The organism is Kitasatospora sp. MAA19 (assembly GCF_029894125.1).
In the GTDB taxonomy this organism is placed as follows: Bacteria; Actinomycetota; Actinomycetes; order Streptomycetales; family Streptomycetaceae; genus Kitasatospora.
The window spans coordinates 1-16,076 of sequence record NZ_JARXYZ010000010.1; the positions used below are offsets into that span (position 1 = coordinate 1).

At 75.0% G+C, this 16,076-nt stretch carries 11 protein-coding genes; 5 read left to right on the plus strand and 6 right to left on the minus strand.

Annotated features, from left to right (window positions below; translation table 11 throughout):
- Window positions 1-87 precede the first annotated feature (87 nt).
- Window positions 88-1,221 (minus strand): FAD-dependent monooxygenase, encoded by a 1,134-nt coding sequence (locus P3T27_RS17260; RefSeq protein ID WP_280679319.1) that lies wholly within the window; start codon window positions 1,219-1,221, stop codon window positions 88-90.
- Window positions 1,222-1,432: 211 nt separating this feature from the next.
- Here P3T27_RS17260 and P3T27_RS17265 point away from each other — a divergent pair, with 211 nt between their 5' ends.
- Both P3T27_RS17265 and P3T27_RS17270 read left to right on the plus strand, forming a co-directional pair.
- Complete coding sequence (locus P3T27_RS17265; RefSeq protein ID WP_280679321.1) at window positions 1,433-2,473, plus strand: TetR/AcrR family transcriptional regulator C-terminal domain-containing protein; 1,041 nt, start codon at window positions 1,433-1,435, stop codon at window positions 2,471-2,473.
- Window positions 2,474-2,529: 56 nt separating this feature from the next.
- Window positions 2,530-2,757 (plus strand): hypothetical protein, encoded by a 228-nt coding sequence (locus P3T27_RS17270; protein WP_280679323.1) that lies wholly within the window; start codon window positions 2,530-2,532, stop codon window positions 2,755-2,757.
- Window positions 2,758-2,814: 57 nt separating this feature from the next.
- Here P3T27_RS17270 and P3T27_RS17275 read toward each other — a convergent pair whose 3' ends face one another.
- Together P3T27_RS17275 and P3T27_RS17280 are read right to left on the minus strand one after the other, a co-directional pair.
- Window positions 2,815-5,850, minus strand: a complete 3,036-nt coding sequence (locus P3T27_RS17275) for an SMC family ATPase (protein ID WP_280679325.1) — start codon at window positions 5,848-5,850, stop codon at window positions 2,815-2,817.
- Window positions 5,847-7,016, minus strand: a complete 1,170-nt coding sequence (locus tag P3T27_RS17280; RefSeq protein WP_280679327.1) for an exonuclease SbcCD subunit D — start codon at window positions 7,014-7,016, stop codon at window positions 5,847-5,849. Before P3T27_RS17280 ends, P3T27_RS17275 begins: the two co-directional genes overlap by 4 nt.
- A 487-nt stretch (window positions 7,017-7,503) precedes the next feature.
- On the opposite strand from P3T27_RS17280, the gene P3T27_RS17285 reads away from it, so the two are divergent.
- From P3T27_RS17285 to P3T27_RS17295, 3 genes are all read left to right on the plus strand, one after another.
- On the plus strand, window positions 7,504-8,403 hold the full coding sequence (locus tag P3T27_RS17285) for a hypothetical protein (protein WP_280679329.1): 900 nt from the start codon (window positions 7,504-7,506) through the stop codon (window positions 8,401-8,403).
- A gap of 204 nt (window positions 8,404-8,607) precedes the next feature.
- The gene (locus P3T27_RS17290; RefSeq protein WP_280679331.1) at window positions 8,608-9,276 is read left to right on the plus strand and encodes a hypothetical protein; all 669 of its coding nucleotides are present in this window, start codon (window positions 8,608-8,610) and stop codon (window positions 9,274-9,276) included.
- A 544-nt stretch (window positions 9,277-9,820) separates the two neighbouring features.
- Window positions 9,821-10,615 carry an SGNH/GDSL hydrolase family protein gene (locus tag P3T27_RS17295; protein WP_280679333.1) on the plus strand — a complete coding sequence of 265 codons (795 nt, stop codon included), beginning with the start codon at window positions 9,821-9,823 and terminating at the stop codon, window positions 10,613-10,615.
- Window positions 10,616-10,799: 184 nt separating this feature from the next.
- Here P3T27_RS17295 and P3T27_RS17300 read toward each other — a convergent pair whose 3' ends face one another.
- The 3 genes from P3T27_RS17300 to P3T27_RS17310 all read right to left on the minus strand — a co-directional run bounded on the left by P3T27_RS17300 (window position 10,800) and on the right by P3T27_RS17310 (window position 15,606).
- Window positions 10,800-11,762: a nitroreductase/quinone reductase family protein gene (locus tag P3T27_RS17300; protein WP_280679335.1), complete on the minus strand. Its 963-nt coding sequence runs from the start codon at window positions 11,760-11,762 to the stop codon at window positions 10,800-10,802.
- Between the two features lie 462 nt (window positions 11,763-12,224).
- Window positions 12,225-13,406 (minus strand): polysaccharide deacetylase family protein, encoded by a 1,182-nt coding sequence (locus tag P3T27_RS17305; protein ID WP_280679737.1) that lies wholly within the window; start codon window positions 13,404-13,406, stop codon window positions 12,225-12,227.
- A 307-nt stretch (window positions 13,407-13,713) separates the two neighbouring features.
- The gene (locus P3T27_RS17310; protein ID WP_280679337.1) at window positions 13,714-15,606 is read right to left on the minus strand and encodes an AMP-dependent synthetase/ligase; all 1,893 of its coding nucleotides are present in this window, start codon (window positions 15,604-15,606) and stop codon (window positions 13,714-13,716) included.
- Window positions 15,607-16,076: the final 470 nt, after the last annotated feature.

Genomic DNA, 16,076 nt, shown 5'->3' on the forward strand with positions numbered 1-16,076 from the left:
GCGCCCCCCCCCCCCCCCGCCCCCGCCGGCCCCGGCGGCCCGCCGGCCGCCGCCGCGCCGCGCCCCCCGCCCCCCCCCGCCGCGCGTTCAGTCGTCCAGTGCGATGGCGTTCTTGGCGCGTTCGACGGAGGCCTCGGAGGCCGGCCCACCCGGATTCTCGGTCGCCAGCGCCTGGTTGAGCTCGACGAACGGGCGCAGCCGCCGTTCGTACCGGGCGAAGGCGCCCTGGTGGTCGTGGCCGGCCCGGGCGAGGGCGTCGGCGAGGACGTGGGCGCCGACCAGGGCGAGGCTGGTCCCCTGGCCGGACAGCGGGGAGGCGCAGTAGCCGGCGTCCCCGAGCAGGGCGGTCCGGCCCTGTGACCAGCGGTCCAGGTGGATCTGCGTCATCGCGTCGCAGTAGAGGTCGGGCGCCTCGTGCAGGGCCTTCAGCAGCCTCGGGGTCTCCCAGCGCAGCGCCGCCATCCGTTCGGAGACGAGCTGCTTCTGCGCCTCGGGATCACGCCGGTCGGTGGGCAGGGGCCCGGCCGCGAAGCCGAAGGTGACCCGGAGCTGCGAGTTGTCGCGCACCGGGTAGACGCCGTAGCCGGCCTCGCCGTCCCGCAGCCACAGCTGCCAGTCCTCCAGGGCCAGGAAGTTGTCCGCGCTGAAGATCGCCAGGTGCATCCCGAGGTGGCGGGTGAAGTTCTCCTCGGGCCCGAAGACCAGGCGGCGCACGGCCGAGTGCAGCCCGTCGGCCCCCACGACCAGGTCGAAGCGGCGCGGGGCGCGGTGCTCGAAGTCGACCCGGACGCCGTCCTCGTCCTCGTCGAGCGCGGTGACGGCGTCCCCGAACACGAACTCGGCATCGGCCGCCGCCCGTTCGTGCAGGAGGCGGACAAGGTCCTCGCGCAGCAGCTCGATGTCGTCGCCGTCGAGCCGCCCGCTGCTGAAGGTGTGTTCGGTGGAGCGGTGGATCTCCCGGCCGTCGGCGTCGAGCACGGACATCCCGCGCATCCGGGTGCGGTGGGCGCGGGCCTGCTCCAGCAGGCCCAACCGCTCGATCACACCGAGTGCGGCGCCGCGGATGTCGACGGCCTGGCCGCCACGGCGCAGGCCGGGCGCGCGCTCGACGACCGTCACGGCGAGGCCCCGGCGGCTCAGCAGGCAGGCGAGCGCGGAGCCCGCGATGCCGCCGCCGGAGACGAGCACGGTCGGCGGCATGGTTTTCGGCATGGTCTTCATGGGAGCCCCCTCGGGTCGGTGTGCCGCTCGGCCTGTACGCCGTAAGCGCCTTGAATGTACGGCGTACGTTCAGGGCTGCCAAGTGCAGTTTTTCCGTTGCTGAGCTAGTTCAGTGACCGGCTTGCAAACAAGTCCGCTGGTAGGATCTGAGCTAGTACAGGTTCGGCACCCGCCGAAAATGATCCGCAGTCCGTGAGGGAGCCGGCAGCACATGGCCTCGAAGCCCGAGCCCGCCCCGCCGTACCGCCGCATCGCCGACGAGATCGGGCGGCGCATCGCCGACGGCACGCTCGCCCCCGGTGGGCGGGTGCCCTCGACCCGCCAGATCGCCCGCGAGTGGAACGTCGCGCTCGCCACCGCCACCAAGGTCCTCACCACACTGCGGCTGGAGGGCCTGGTCGAGACCAGGCCCCGGGTCGGCACGGTGGTGGCCACCGGCAGCGACGCAGGCCCCGGCATCGCGGCCGGCTCCGCTTCGCGCCTCGCGCCGGGCCCCGCGTCGGGCTCCGCCACCGCGAAGGCGCTCCGGCGCCGGCCGGCCGACCCGGCGGCCCCCTCGTCCGCCGAACTGACCAGGGAGCGGATCGTCCGGGCCGCCGTCGAGATCGCCGACGGCGAAGGACTCGCCGCGCTGTCCATGCGCAGCGTCGCGGCCCGGCTCGGCGTCGCCGCGATGTCCCCCTACCGGTACGTCGGCGGCAAGGACGACCTGGTGCTGCTGATGGCGGACTCGGTGTTCGGCGAGGAGGGCTATCCGGCCGAGCCGTCGGGGCCGTGGCGGGCGAGGCTGGAACTCGGCGCGCACACGTTGTGGCGGATCTACCGCCGGCACCCTTGGCTCGCGCAGGTCGGCGCTCTGACCCGCCCGCTGATGCTGCCCGCCCTGATGGTGCACGCCGAGTGGGCGCTCGCCGCGTTGGACGGCCACGATCTCGCCCCGGAGACCATGCTCGACCTGCATGTCCTGCTCTACTGCTATGTCCAGGGGATCGCCGTCCACCTGGAACGGGAGTCCCAGGCCGAGGCCGGCACCGGTCTGACCGGGGACCAGTGGATGGACAGCCAGGGACCGGCCATGGCGGCGATCGTCTCGGGCACCCGCTACCCCGTGTTCGCCCGCGTCGCCGGCAGCTTCGGCAAGGGCAACGGCTACGACCTCGACCTGGACACCCTGTTCGCCTTCGGGCTGCGCCCGCTCCTGGACGGTGTCGCGGCCATGATCGAGGAGGCCGGGCAGGAGGCGGGGCGCTGACCGGGGCCACCGGTACCGCCTTGCGGCGGGGGCAGGAGGCGGAGTAGGAAGGCGGCATGAGCGACAGCGCGACGAACGAGGACGCGGTGGTGTGCGAGCTCGCCTCCGGCGACGGGGCGCAGGAGACGCAGGCGGCGCTGGTGCGCGATCCGGCGTCGACCGGGCCGCGGGCCGACTGCGTGCTGTGCGGGGAACCGACCGAGCTGCCCGCCGACCGGCCGGGCAGCACCCTGTGCCCGGTCTGCGCCTGGCAGCAGGCCCAGCGCAGCGCCTGCTCGGGCTGATTGGTCTGCTCCGACCGGACCGGACCGGACCGGCTGGCTGGCGCTGGGCGCTAGGTGCTAGGCGTCCTCCCGTCCGGCCAGGGCGAGGGTCGAGCCGTGGCGGCCCTTGCGGACCAGCAGCTGTGCCGGGATGCGGCTGCGCAGGTCGGCGACGTGGCTGACGATGCCGACCGCCCGGTCGCGCTCGCGCAGGCCGTCGAGGACGTCCATCACCTCCTCCAGGGACTGCTCGTCGAGGGTGCCGAAGCCCTCGTCGATGAACAGGGTGTCCAGCGGCATGCCGCCGGCCTCGTCGGTGACCACGTCGGCCAGGCCCAGGGCCAGGGCGAGGGAGGCGAAGAAGCCCTCGCCCCCGGAGAGCGTCGCGGTGTCCCGCTCGGTGCCCGTCCAGGCGTCGACCACGCGCAGGGCCAGGCCCGAGCGCTTGTTGCCGGTGCCCCGGTCGTCGCTGTGCACCAGGGTGTAGCGGCCGCCGGACATCCGGACCAGCCGGTCGCTGGCCGCCGCCGCGACCTGCTCCAGCCGGGCCGCCAGGACGTACGACTCCAGGCGCATCCGGAGCCGGTTCTCGGTGGAGGTGCCGGCGGCCAGCGCGGCGAGCCGGTTGACCCGCCCGTACCGGGCCAGCGCCGGGGCCAGCTCGGCGGCGAGGCCGGCCAGTTGCCGCCCGATCGCGGCCAGTGCCGCGCACCGCTCGCCGGCCGCCGACCGGGCGGCGTGCGCCCGGCCCAGCCGGTCGGTGGCGGCGCCGAGCGCGGCCGCGGCGGCGGACAGGTCGGCTGGCGGACGGGACGCGGCCTCGGCCAGTTCGGGCAGCGCGAGCTCGTGCCGGACGGCGGCGGACTCCACGCGGTGCCGCTCCAGCCGGGCCTCCAGCCGCTCGCGCTCCGCACGGGGGAGCAGCACGGCCAGGGCCTCCCCGGGGCTCGGGAAGCCCGCGGCGGAGGCGGCCGCGGCCAGCTCGTCCTCGGCGTCCCCGAGCCGGGCCAGCGTCTGCGAGCCGGCCCGGGAGGCCTCGGCCGCGGCGGCGACCTGCTCGACCAGCCGCTCCAGCGCAGCCGCCCGCGCGGCGACGGAGACCGCCCCGCCCCGGGCGGCGGCCACCCGCTCGGCGAGTTCGCGCTGTTCGAGGTGGAGCGCCTGGAGCCGGTCGGTGCGGACGGCGGCGCGCTCCCGGGCCTCACGCAGCTCGGCGAGCCGGCGGTCCTGGTCGGCCGACAGCCGGGCGATCTCCTGCTCGACCCGGCCGAGTCCCTCCGCCGCGTGCAGCGCCTCGCGGTGCTCGCGGTCCAGCTCGGCGAGGGTCCGCGCGAGCGCGTCGGCGCCCTCCGGCCCGGCCGCCCCGGCGGCGGTGGCCTCGCGGACCCGCAGTGCGGTGAGGGCCTGGTCGGCCGTGCTCCAGGCCTGTTCGGCGGCGGCCTGGGCCCGGCGCGCGCGCTCCTCGTCGTCGGCGCCGACCCGGCCGTCGGCCGCTTCGGCGGGCGCCGGGTGCTCGGGCGAACCGCAGACCCGGCACGCCTCGCCCACGCGCAACTGCTCGGCCAACTCGGCGGCCATGCCCGTCAGCCGCCGCTCGCGCAGGCCGAGGCTCTGCTCGCGGGCGTCCAGCGCGGCGGTGCGCAGGGTGAGGACGCGCGGCTCGGCGACGGCGATCTCGGCCCGCAGGCCGTCGCGGTCCCGGGCGGCGTCCAGTCGGGAGGTCAACTCGGCCCGCCGGCCGTCCAGTTGCTCGACGAGCGCGCCCGCGGCCCGGGCCCCGGTGTGCTGCTCCTGGAGGCCGCCGAGCCGTTCGTCGTACTCGGCCAACCACTCCTCGGCCTCCTCGGCGAGCTCGTCGGCCTGCCGGCGCTCCTCGTCCAGGCTCCGCTGCTCGCGGGCGAGTGCGGTGCAGCGCCGCTCCTCCGTCCGGGCCGCCTCCAGCCGGACCAGTTCGGCCCGCAGGCCCCGCTCGGCCTCGGCGAGTTCGGTGGCCCCGGCCTCGGCCAGCGCCGGGCCCTCGCCGCCCGCGCCGGCCAGCGCCTCGCGGTACCGGCGCTCGGCCTCCTGGCCGCGCCGGTGCGCGTCGGCCGCGCCCTCGCGCAGCCGCAGCGCGGACTCCACCCCGACCGCCGCCTGCGCCGCCGCCAGCCGCTGCCCGTCCCGGGCCGCCTCCGACTCGAACGCGGCCAACCGGTCGGCCTGGAGCACCGCCTGCCGGTGGCGGCGCTGGCGCCCGGCCAGCTCCTCGGCGGCCGCCCGCCCGCCCTGGGCGGCGCGCTGCGCCTCCTCGGCGCCCGCCAGCGCGGCCTCGGCGACGGCGTACTGCTCGGCCGCGCCGCTGCGCAGGATCGCCGCCCAGCCGAGCACTCCGGCGGTCAGGTCGGCGGCGTCCTCCTCGGCCGGCACCCAGCCCTCGGCGGGCTCGGCGGCAGGCCCCGCCGCCTGCTCGGCCTTGCTGGCGAGATCCCGCAGGCGGCGCCGGCCGGCCTGGACGGCGGCCTCCTGGGCGCGCCGCTGCTCCGCGAGCCACGCCTCGACGTGCTGGAACCGCTCGGTGTCGAACAGCCGCCGCAGCAGCTTGCCGCGCTCCTCCGAGTCGGCCTTGAGGAAGCGGGCGAAGTCGCCCTGCGGCAACAGCACCACCTGGCAGAACTGCTCCCGGTTCATGCCGATCAGCCGGTGGATCTCCTCTCCGGCCTCCTGGTGCGACTTGCTCACCGCCCGCCAGCCGGGCGTACCGTCCCCCGCGTCGGCGGCCCACTCGCGCAGCAGGGTCTGCGGGCGCTCGACGGTGGTGCCGGTGCCGACCTTCTTCGGCCGCCGCTGCTCCGGCAGCCGGGTGATCTGCAGCCGTCGCCCGCCGAGCGTCAGCTCCAGCCGGACCTCGGTCAGCCTGCGTGGGTCGGCGTGGTCGCTGCGCAGCCGGTTGGCCCGCCGGGTGCCGGGGACGTCGCCGTAGAGGGCGAAGCAGACCGCGTCCAGCACGCTGCTCTTGCCCGCGCCGGTGGCGCCGCGCAGCAGGAACAGGCCGCCGGCGGCGAGCGCGTCGAAGTCGACGCTCTCGCTGCCCGCGAACGGGCCGAAGGCGCTGACGGTGAGCCGGTGCAGCCTCATCGGGGCAGGTCCGCCTTCCGGTCGGTGCTCTCCCGGACGCTCTCGAACCCGGCGCGCAGCCAGCCCAGTTCGTCCTGCTCCGGCTCGGCGCCGGGGCGCACGTGCCGCAGGAAGCCCTCCGCGATCTCCAGGTCGGCCCGGCCGCTGACCCTGGCCGCGTACGACCGGGAGGGTTCGGCCTCGCTCTCCTCGGGGTCGAAGAGCAGTTGGAGGGTGTGCGGGAAGCGGCGGCGCAGCTTCTCCATCGGCTCGCTCGGGCGGGCCGCGTCCGTCAGCGTGGCCTGCACCCAGGCCTGCTCGTACGGCGCGTACTCGTCCTCGCTGAGCAGCGCGTCGAGGGTGCCGCGCAGGGTGGCGAGCGGGCGCGGCTGCGGGCAGTCGACCCGCTCGGCGGTGACCGAGCCGTCGGCCGCGAGGCCGACCAGCCACATGGTCTTGCGCTGGTTCACCTCGGAGAAGGAGTAGGCGAGCGGCGAGCCGCTGTAGCGCAGGTGCGGGGCGAGGGTCTGGCAGCCGTGCAGGTGGCCGAGCGCGGCGTAGTGCACGCCGTCGAAGACCGCGGCGGGCACCGAGGCGACGCCGCCGACCGCGATGTCCCGCTCGCTGTCGCTCGCCGTGCCGCCGGTGACGAACGCGTGCGCCAGCACCACCGCGCGGGTGCCGGCCGGGCGGGCCGCGAGATCGACCCGGACCCGGTCCATCGCCGCGCCGAGCACCGCCGCGTGCCCGCCGCGCTCCAGCCCGAACCGCTCGCGCACCAGCGTCGGCTCCAGGTACGGCAGCCCGTAGACCGCCACCGGCCCGTGCTCGTCCGCCAGCAGTACCGGGGTGGCGCACTCGCCCGGGTCGGTGCGCAGGTGGATGCCGGCCCGGCCGATCAGCCCGGCGCCGACGCCGAGGCGGCGGGCCGAGTCGTGGTTGCCGCTGATGAACACCGTCGGCACGCCCAGCTCCGCCAGCCGGTGCAGCACGTCGTCGAACAGGGCGACCGCATCCAGGCCCGGCAGCGCCCGGTCGTACACGTCCCCGGCGACCAGCACGGCGTCCACGCGCTCGGCCCGGACCACGTCCACCAGGTGGTCCAGGAAGGCGCGCTGGGCGTCGTGCAGGCTCTCCCGGTGGAAGGAGCGGCCGAGATGCCAGTCGGAGGTATGCAGCAGTCGCATGGTTCCCGACCCTAACGTCCGGCACCGACAATCCCGCCCGGATCAGTGGCCCCGGGCGTCCCGGGGCGACGGGTGTTCGATTACTCGGGGTGGATTGTCGGTGGCTCTGTGTATGTTCCTGGCTGTCGGCGGCTCCGGGGGTCGGAGCGGTCGGCGGTGTCCGGTGCTGGGCGAGCGGGTGGGAGGAACCATGCGGGTGTGGTCGTTGGGTGGTGCGGGCTTCGGGGTTTCGGAGGGCTGCGGGGGTCTCGGGGACGGTCGGGCCTCCGGGGGCGCCGGCGTGCTCGGGCGGTCGCGGGTCCGTCGGCGGGTGCTGCTGCGTGCCGGGCGGAGGTCCGGGGCGGGCGGAGGGGTGGACGGTGGGTCGGGCGGTCCCGGCGGGGCCCGGCCGCCGGGTGGCGACCGGCCGCCGGGTGGCCGTGCGGGCGGGCCAAGTGCGCGGGGGCGGCGCGGAGGGCGGGTCCGGGGCGCTCCGCCGCCGCAGCCGGTGGCGCTCGCGCTGGCGGCGGCCGCCGCCGACTTCGCCGGGCTCGCGCGGTACGGGCTGTTCGGCCGGCTCGGCCACCAGGAGTACCTGCGGTGGGTGGAGGAGCAGCTGAGAGCCCTGCACGGGCAGGGCCTGGAGGTGCACCTGCGGGTCCTGGAGGCGGGTGACTACGAGGACTATTGCACGGCGCTCGGCCTCGATCCCCGGGCGCCCGCCGCCCGGGTCGCGTACGCCGGGGATCCGGAGCTGGCCGGGGAGCCCTTCGTCTACACGGGGGAGCCGCTGGCCGAGTTGCTCCCGGTCCTGCTGGACGACCACCGGGCGCGGGTGCGGATGTCCGTCGCCGGCGCGGCCCTGCTGGAGGCGGTCGGCGACGATCCGGGCGGGGAGCGGCGGCTGGCGGCGGTGATGGGGTACGTGACGTCCGCCTACCTCGCGCTGGCCGAGGGCGCGGGGGAGGGCTGTCACCTGCTGACGCTGCGCTGCCACGGTCCGGAGGACGGCGAGGAGCTCACCTCGGCGGTGGACGTCTGCGTGGAGGCGGGCGGCCTGTACGCCACCGGGCGGGACACCGAGGCGTTCTGCGTCACGCTGGCGGCGGGCGTGGCCGCCGGCGGGGCGGGGGCGCTGCTGCTCCACGGCGATCCGGGCGTTCCGGCGTCCGGGGCCACGGTGTACCCGGCCCCGGCGCCCGGGGCCTCGGCGTCCGACGGGCCGTGGGTGCGCGGTTGGGCGCTGGCCGACGGGCGGTTGCGGCCGATGACCGTCCACGAGGTCTTCGACGAGCTGGCCGACGACGCCGCGCGCGGTCTGCCCTTCCCGCCCGGGGTGGTCCCGCGACCGGGCTTCCCGCTGCCCGGCTTCGCTGCGCCGGGGGAGGGAGGTGAGCGGCTGGGGTGACCAGGGGGTTTCCGCCCTCGCGTCCACCATGCGGCGCTGGGGACTGTTCATCGACCGCCTGTTCGGGGAAGATTCGGAGAAGATCAACAGCAGGAGCGTGCGGTTCCCCACGCCGCCGCTCCGGCCGCTCCGCTCCGTACCGTGCCCCGCAGGTCAGTCCCGCGCACCACCGGTCCGGCGAGCCCGACACCGAGAGGGGGACGCATGAGCCGGATCGAGTACAGCGCGGAGATCGCCGAGCTGCTCGGCAGGGTGCGCCGGCGTCCCACCGCGGGGTGGCCGTGGCGGCCGGGCGAGGAGGTGCCCGACGGGCTGCCGGTGAAGCAGTCGTGGGGGTGGCTGTTCGCCCCGGACGGGCGGGTGCTGACCCTGGTCAACCCCAGGGACGGGATCTGCTCGCTCCCCGGCGGCTCGCTGGAGCCGGAGGACGCCGGGGATCCGTCCTCCGCCCTGGCCCGGGAGGCGGCCGAGGAGGCCCAGGCCGTGATCGGCCGGCCGTACTACCTCGGCTACCTCTACGACCGGGTCGGCTCGGCGAACGGCGGGCACGAGTGCGCGCGGGTCCGGATGGCGGCGGCGCTGCGGTCGGTCGGTCGGTCCGCGCCCGACCCGGCCTCCGGTCGGCACTACCGGCGGCTGCTGGTCGCGCCCGGGCTCGCCGTCGAACTGCTCGGCTGGGGCGCGGCCGGGCTGCGCCAGGCCCGGGCGGCGGTCGCCACCGCCTCCCGCAGGCTCGGCGTGCCCGTCGCCGCGAACGAGACGATCGAGGAGCTGCCGGTGGAGGGTTGTGTGGTCTTCCCCGGCGCCGTCTATCCGGACGCCGCCCACTCGAGTGAGCCTCGGCCCAGCGAGTCCCGCCCGGGCCTCGGGTAGCCCGGCGAGCGGCGGCTGGGCGGATCGGCGACGGTCGCCCGGCATGCGGCGCGTCCGGCATGCGGCGCGTCCGGGGTAGCGGGCCCGAGGCGGCGTGTCGGGGGCGGCGTGTCCGGGGCGGCGTGTTCGCGCGGCCCGCTCCGCCGCAGCGGGGTGTAGCCGAGCGGCCTCGCAGCCATCCGCCTGATCGGCGGTCAGGGGTTCGGGCCGCGAGCCGGGAGCCGCGTACGCCGAAACCACCCGAGTCCACCGTCAGGGGCCCGACGGTGTGGGGGTCGCGCCGGTGTGCTGGCCGTGACGGTTTCCTGGCTGCGCTCTGACCGCCGACTGACCACTTGCTGACTTTTTCGCCGACCACCGTCTACGCGCGATGACCGACGCCCATCGACGTACACCGGCGCTGACCAGCGCCAACTCACGCCCTGTGGACGGCGGTTCACTTTTGCGTTGTCAGACGGCCCGTCAATGTCCTTGGCATGACCGCTTCCCGGTTCACCTACTGCCTGGTATTCCTTCTGTGACCAGTGCCACACCAGGAGGTGTCATGCTCCGCCCAGCTCGTGCCCTGTCTGTCGCCGCGATAGCGGCTCTCCTCACTCTCACGACGCTCTTCACCGCGTCATCCGCGAACGCGGCCGGTGTCAACTATGTCGCCCTCGGGGACTCCTACTCCGCCGGTGTCGGCGCCGGCAGTTACCTGAGCGACAGTGGTAGCTGCAAGCGGAGCACCAACGCGTACCCGTACCTGTGGAAGAACGCGCACTCGCCGTCCTCCTTCTCCTTCGTCGCCTGTTCCGGCGCCAGAACCGGGGACGTGCTCAACCAGATCTCCGCGCTGAGCTCCAGCACCACGCTGGTCAGCCTCTCGGTCGGCGGCAACGACGCCGGCTTCGCCGACACCATGAAGACCTGCGTGCTGGACTCGGACAGCGCCTGCCTCAACGCCGTCAGCGCGGCCCAGTCCTACGCCCGCAACACCCTGCCCGCCCAGCTGGACAAGGTGTACTCGGCGATCCACGCCAAGGCCCCGAACGCCCACGTCGTGGTGCTGGGTTACCCGCACCTCTACAAGATCGGCGGCAGCTGCATCCTCGGCATCGGCGACACCAAGCGCGCCGCGATCAACGGCGCCGCCGACACGCTGGACGACGTCATCGCCAAGCGGGTCGCCAACGCCGGCTTCAGCTTCGGTGACGTGCGCAGCATCTTCACCGAGCACGAGATCTGCGGCTCGCTGACCACCTGGCTCAACAGCACCACCCTGCCGGTCGACGAGAGCTACCACCCGAAGGCCGCCGGCCAGTCCGGTGGCTACCTCCCGGTCTTCACCCAGTCGTAACGGCTCGGCGTCGGCGCACCGGCCGGGTGGTCACACCGCCACGCCGCCGCACCGTTGCACTGCCACAACGCCGGACTGCCGCAGCGCCGCAGCGCCGCAGCGCCGCAGCGCCATGCGGACACGCGGACACGCGGCCGTCGGCCCCTCCCCGAGCACGGGGAGGGGCCGACGGCCTTCGCAGGTCTCAGCCCCCCGACGGGCCGGGCCGGACCGGCGGGAACGGGATCCCGGCGAGCGTCGGCAGCAGTTCCGCCTCCTCGTAGTCGAGGTGCGCCTCCAGTTCGGCCGACATCCGGTCCAACTCGGCCCGGAGCCGGTCCGGTTCGGTGACCTCGATCCCGGCCAGCAGGGCCACCAGCTCCTCCTTGATCCGCCCGATGACCAGGTGCTGCTCGCCCAGCCGCGCCAGCACCTCGGCCAGTTCCGGGTGGTTGCGCGCCAGCGCGGGGAAGATCGCGGCGTCCTCACCGGTGTGGTGGTGGGTCAGCCCCTCGCAGAAGGCGAGGCAGTGCTGGCGCAGTTGGAGCCCGAGCCCGGCCGGGCGGCCCGGGACGTGCGCGTGCGCCTCCTCCCGGACGTGGCGCAGCTGCGCGCGCAGCCAGGTGTGCGCCTCCAGCAGCTTGTCGGCGAGGCTGCGCACCTCGCGCTCGGGCGTCTCGGGCCGTTCCAGCACCACCACCGGCAGCTCGCGCCCGGCGCTCGCCTGGTAGTCGCCGTACCCGGGCGCCTGCCGGACGACGGCCGCGAACAGCCGCTCCCGGCGGGCGCCTTCGGCCGGTACGGCGATCACGTCGAACGCCTCGGTGCCGAGTTCGACCCGGACCACCGGCCGGGCGAGCAGGTTGCGGTACCACTGGGGATGGTCCGGCGCCCCGGCCGCCGAGGCGATGACCAGGAGCAGCCCCTCCGCCCGGACGTACCCGAGGGGCACGGTGTGCGGCCGTCCTGAACGGGCCCCGGCGGTGGTGAGCAGCAGCAGGTCGCCGCCCTCGAACGGGCCACCGACCCGCCCGCCGTTGACACGGAACTCCTCGATGACGTTCTGGTTGAACCGGTTGGCGTGGTTGGGGCGGTCGATGTGGTCAGGACGGTTGGAGTGGTCGGAGTCGTCGGGACGGTCGACGTGGCCGACAGGGTTCGTGGACATGGACATACGTGTGGGTGAAGTCTCCTGCAGGGTTTGGGAGTCACGGCCACACGCGGTGCATGGGCGCGCACGCGGACACCGCGGTGACCGCCTACGTCAGATCAGGGCAGCGGAGAAAGTGCTCATCGCGCATCGTCCCTCGGGAAAGGTGCCGGCTCGGCTGCCGGCCGGCCCACTGCTCTGTGGCCGACGCCGCGCTGCACGCCCCCATTAGAGCCGCGCCGCGGACACCCTGTCAACGAGCAAGATCGCGAACGGACGGGAGTGGAGGCCGTCGTGGACCGTATCGTCGACCTCGACCTCGACCACGCAGCCGAGCGGATCGCCGCCCGGGCCCGCCGCGGGTGCTGCTGCACGTACCCGCCCACCACGGGCGCCGCTCCGCGTATCGGCACCGCTCTACGTACCCGACGCGCCGCCGTTCCCCCGGCGACGTCGGCGCGTCGGGCCCGCGTCGGTGCGTCAGCGCAGGTAGTCGACCAGCCCGGCCGGCTTGAGCCCGGCCGCGTCGGCGGCGGCGAGGGCGCGCTGGAGGTCGGTGGCCAGGGTGTCGGTCCAGTGCATCAGCACGACGTCGCCCGGCTGCAGGGTGCCCGGGTGCCAGATGCTGGACGCGCCCCAGCTGAAGTCCGCGTCGGCGGTGAGCACGGTCCGGATGCCGCAGTCGGCGGCGGCCTGCAGGGTGTCGGCGTTCCAGGCGAAGTACGGTGGGCGGAAGACCACCGGCGCGGTGCCGAAGAGGCGGGTCATGGCGTCACGGGCGTCGCAGATCTCGACCTGCTGTTGCGCCTGCGGGAGCGTGGTGAGGTCGGTGTGGGAGACGCTGTGGTCCTGGATCGAGGAGCCGGGCACGGTCGTGACGCGCTGGAAGAAGCCGGGGTCGGTGCCGGCCGGCATCGGCAGCGGGAAGGCGGTGATCGGCAGCCGGTGGTCGGCGATGAACTTCTCCGCCTCCGGGGTGCGCTGCCACCCGTCGTCGACGGTGAAGAAGACGACCTTGTCGCTGGTGGGCACGGATCCGGCGGCCACCGCCGGGGCGGGTGCCGGGCCGTCCACCCGGACGTCGTCGACCGAGAACGGGCCCTGCTGGTACCAGCCGTGGACGTACAGCCGGACGCTGTGCGCACTCGGGCCGGTGGTGAACCGGGTGGTCAACTGCTGCCAGCCGCCGCCGGTGGTCTCGGTCCAGGCCGGGGCGACGTCCCGACCGGTGCCGGTGGCACCCAGGTAGACGAAGGCGCCACGGACCCAGGCCGAGGCGGTGTAGGTGGTGTCGGGCTGGACGGCCACGGTCTGCGCGCACTCGCCGGTGGAGTCGGCGTTCGCCGGGGTGACGGTGAGCGCGGAGGTGCCGGAGTGCGCGGCGGCGGTGGTGACGGCCGCCTCGGCGGGGCCTCCGGTGCAGCTCCAGCCGGGGACGGCGCCCCAGTCGGCGAGGTTGGGGGCGGGCAGTTCGAAGCCCGGATTGGTGGCCAGGTTGACGCTCGGGCCGCTCTGGCTGTTCGGGCCGCTCTGGCCGCTCGGGCTGCTCTGGCTGGTCGGTCCGCCGGCCGGGGCGGGCCCGGGGCCGGCGGAGGCCGCCGGGGCGGTGAAGGTGGTGAGCAGCACGACGGAGGCGGCCAGCGCGGACAGGCGCGTGGACATCGACACGAGAGGACTCCTGCGTGTGGGGGACACGCCCGTGGGGAGGGCGTGGCGGAATCGGGACCCTGGAATCGGGACCGTGGAACCGGGACCGTGGAACCGGGGCGCTCCCGGAGGGGCGGGAGCGGATGGTGCGCCGCACTCGGACCGAGGAGAAACAATGGACTGGACCAATCGGCCCGTCAAGGGAACGGCCGGTGAATCGACGCCCACCGCGCCTGCGGCAAAAGGGGCAAGACGGTCCGTCAGGGACGGTACGGTTCGGCACCCCGAGGAGGGTGGGGTGGGGGACGGACGGCCCCGCGGGTCAGGGGACGTACAACTCCGCGACGTCCTCGGCGTAGTACTCGGCGATCGCCGCCCGGCGTAGCTTCAAGGAGGGCGTCAGCAGCCCCTGCTCCTGGCTGAACTCCCGCGGCAGCAGCCGGAACGCGCGGATCGACTCGGCCCGGGACACCGCCGTGTTCGCCGCCGCCACCGCGCGCTGGACCTCGGCGTGCAACTGCTCGTCCGCCAGCACCGCCCACGGGTCCAGCTGCTCCCGCCCGTGCGTCTTCAGCCAGTGCGCCAGCGCCGCCGGGTCGAGCGTGATCAGCGCGGCCACGTACGGGCGGTCGTCGCCCACCACCAGGCACTGGGAGACCAGCGGATGCGCCGCCACCCGCTCCTCCAGCGCCGCCGGGGCCAGGTTCTTGCCGCTGCTGGTGACGATCAGGTCCTTCTTGCGGCCGGTGATGGTCAGGTAGCCGTCCTCGTCCAGCCGGCCCAGGTCGCCGGTCCCGAACCAGCCGTCGATCAGCGACTCCGCCGTGCACCGCGGGTGGTTGAGGTACCCGCCGAAGACGGATCCGCCGCGCACCCACACCTCGCCGTCGTCGGCAAGGGCCACCGACGAGCCCGGCAGCGGCTGCCCGACCGTGCCGGGCTTCTGTCGTCCGACCGGGTTGGCGGTGATCGCGGCGGAGGTCTCGGTCAGCCCGTAGCCCTCGTACAGCTGGAGGCCGGCGCCGGTGAAGAACAGGCCGAGTTCGCGGCGCAGCGAGGAGCCGCCGCACATCACGCTGCGCACCCGGCCGCCGAGTACGGCCCGCAGCCGCTGGTAGACGGTCCGCTCGTAGGCGAGGTGGCGCAGCCGCAGCCCCGGGCCGGGGCCGGGCCCGCGGCCGAACGCCTTCTGCTCCCGGGCGGCGGCCCAGTCGACGGCCACCTGCCGGGCCTGCTCGAAGAGTTCGCCGCGACCGGCGTCCTCGGCGGCCCGCCGGGCCTGCTGGAAGATCTTCTCGAAGACGTACGGGACGACGTGCAGGAAGGTCGGTCGGAAGGACTCCAGTGCGGGCAGCAGCGCCTCGGTGGAGACCTCGGGGATGTGCCCGATCCGGAAGCCGCCGCGGATCGCCGCGATCTGCACGACCCGCCCGTAGACGTGGGCCAGCGGTAGGAACAGCAGGGTGGACGGCTGGCCGCCGCCGGTGTCGTGGAAGGCCTCCCGCCAGCCGCCGAGCAGCGCGTCGGCCTCGGCGGCCAGGTTGGCGTGGGTGATCAGGCAGCCCTTGGGGCGGCCGGTGGTGCCCGAGGTGTAGACGACGGTGGCGATGTTCCCGGCCGCGACGCCGAGGCGCTGGCGGTGCACCAGCGAGTCGGGCACGCCGCGGCCGTCCTCGGTGATCGCGGCGACGCAGTCGCGGTCCAACTGCCAGATGCCGGTGAGGTCGGGCAGTGCGTCGCAGACCGCGCCGACCGTCATCGCGGCGTCCTCGTCCTCGACCAGGCAGGCCACCGCCTGGGTCTCGGCGAGGATCCACCGTACCTGTTCGGCCGCCGCCGTCGGGTAGACCGGGACGGTGATCGCGCCTATCGACCAGAGCGCGTAGTCGAACAGCGTCCACTCGTAGCGGGTGCGGGACATCAGCGCGACCCGGTCGCCGTAGCGCACGCCCCGGGTGAGCAGGCCCTTGGCGAGGGCGAGCACCTCGTCGCGGAACTCGCGCGCGGTGACGCCCTGCCACTCGTCCGGTGAGCCGACGAGGTCGGCGGGGCCGCCGGGGCCGCCGGGGCGGGCCGGGCCGACGGGGCCCGCGGGGCGGGTGCGGCGGGCCAGTTGCACCAGGTCCGGGGTGCGTTCGGCGGTGTCGTACAGCGAGTCGGCGAGTCCTCCGGTGGCCTCGGGCCCGGCCACGGCGGGGGTGGTGAACTCGCGCACGTTCCCCCCGTTCGCCTCTCGCGGCCGCACTGCCTGCGCCGGCACTGCCGGGCCGCGCAGGTGGAGCGAAACTATCGGATCGGCCTGTCACTGCCCAGGGTTGTGACCGTGGCGCGACGATATCGGCACCGCTCCCCACGAATGGTGTCGTCCCGGGGGAGGAACCGCGTACGTTCGGTGGCCGGGGCAAACCGGGCGTCGGCGGATGATCCGGACACGGGTCGACGGCGACCGGGACCCGATCCTGACGTGTGCGGGGCAAGCCGGGGAAGTGGACCGGTTCGACCCTCGAACGAGTGGTCAGGGCGTAGTAGGCTCTCGCAGACCTGCGGCCGGGGGCCTCCTGGCCGCGCCCGATCCGACGACGTACGATCCACGCCGACCAGCTCCGAACCCAGTCCCGAACGCCGCCTCGAATCCAGTCCCGCGACCCGCCCCGACTCCCGTCCGAATCCCGTCCGAATCCCGCT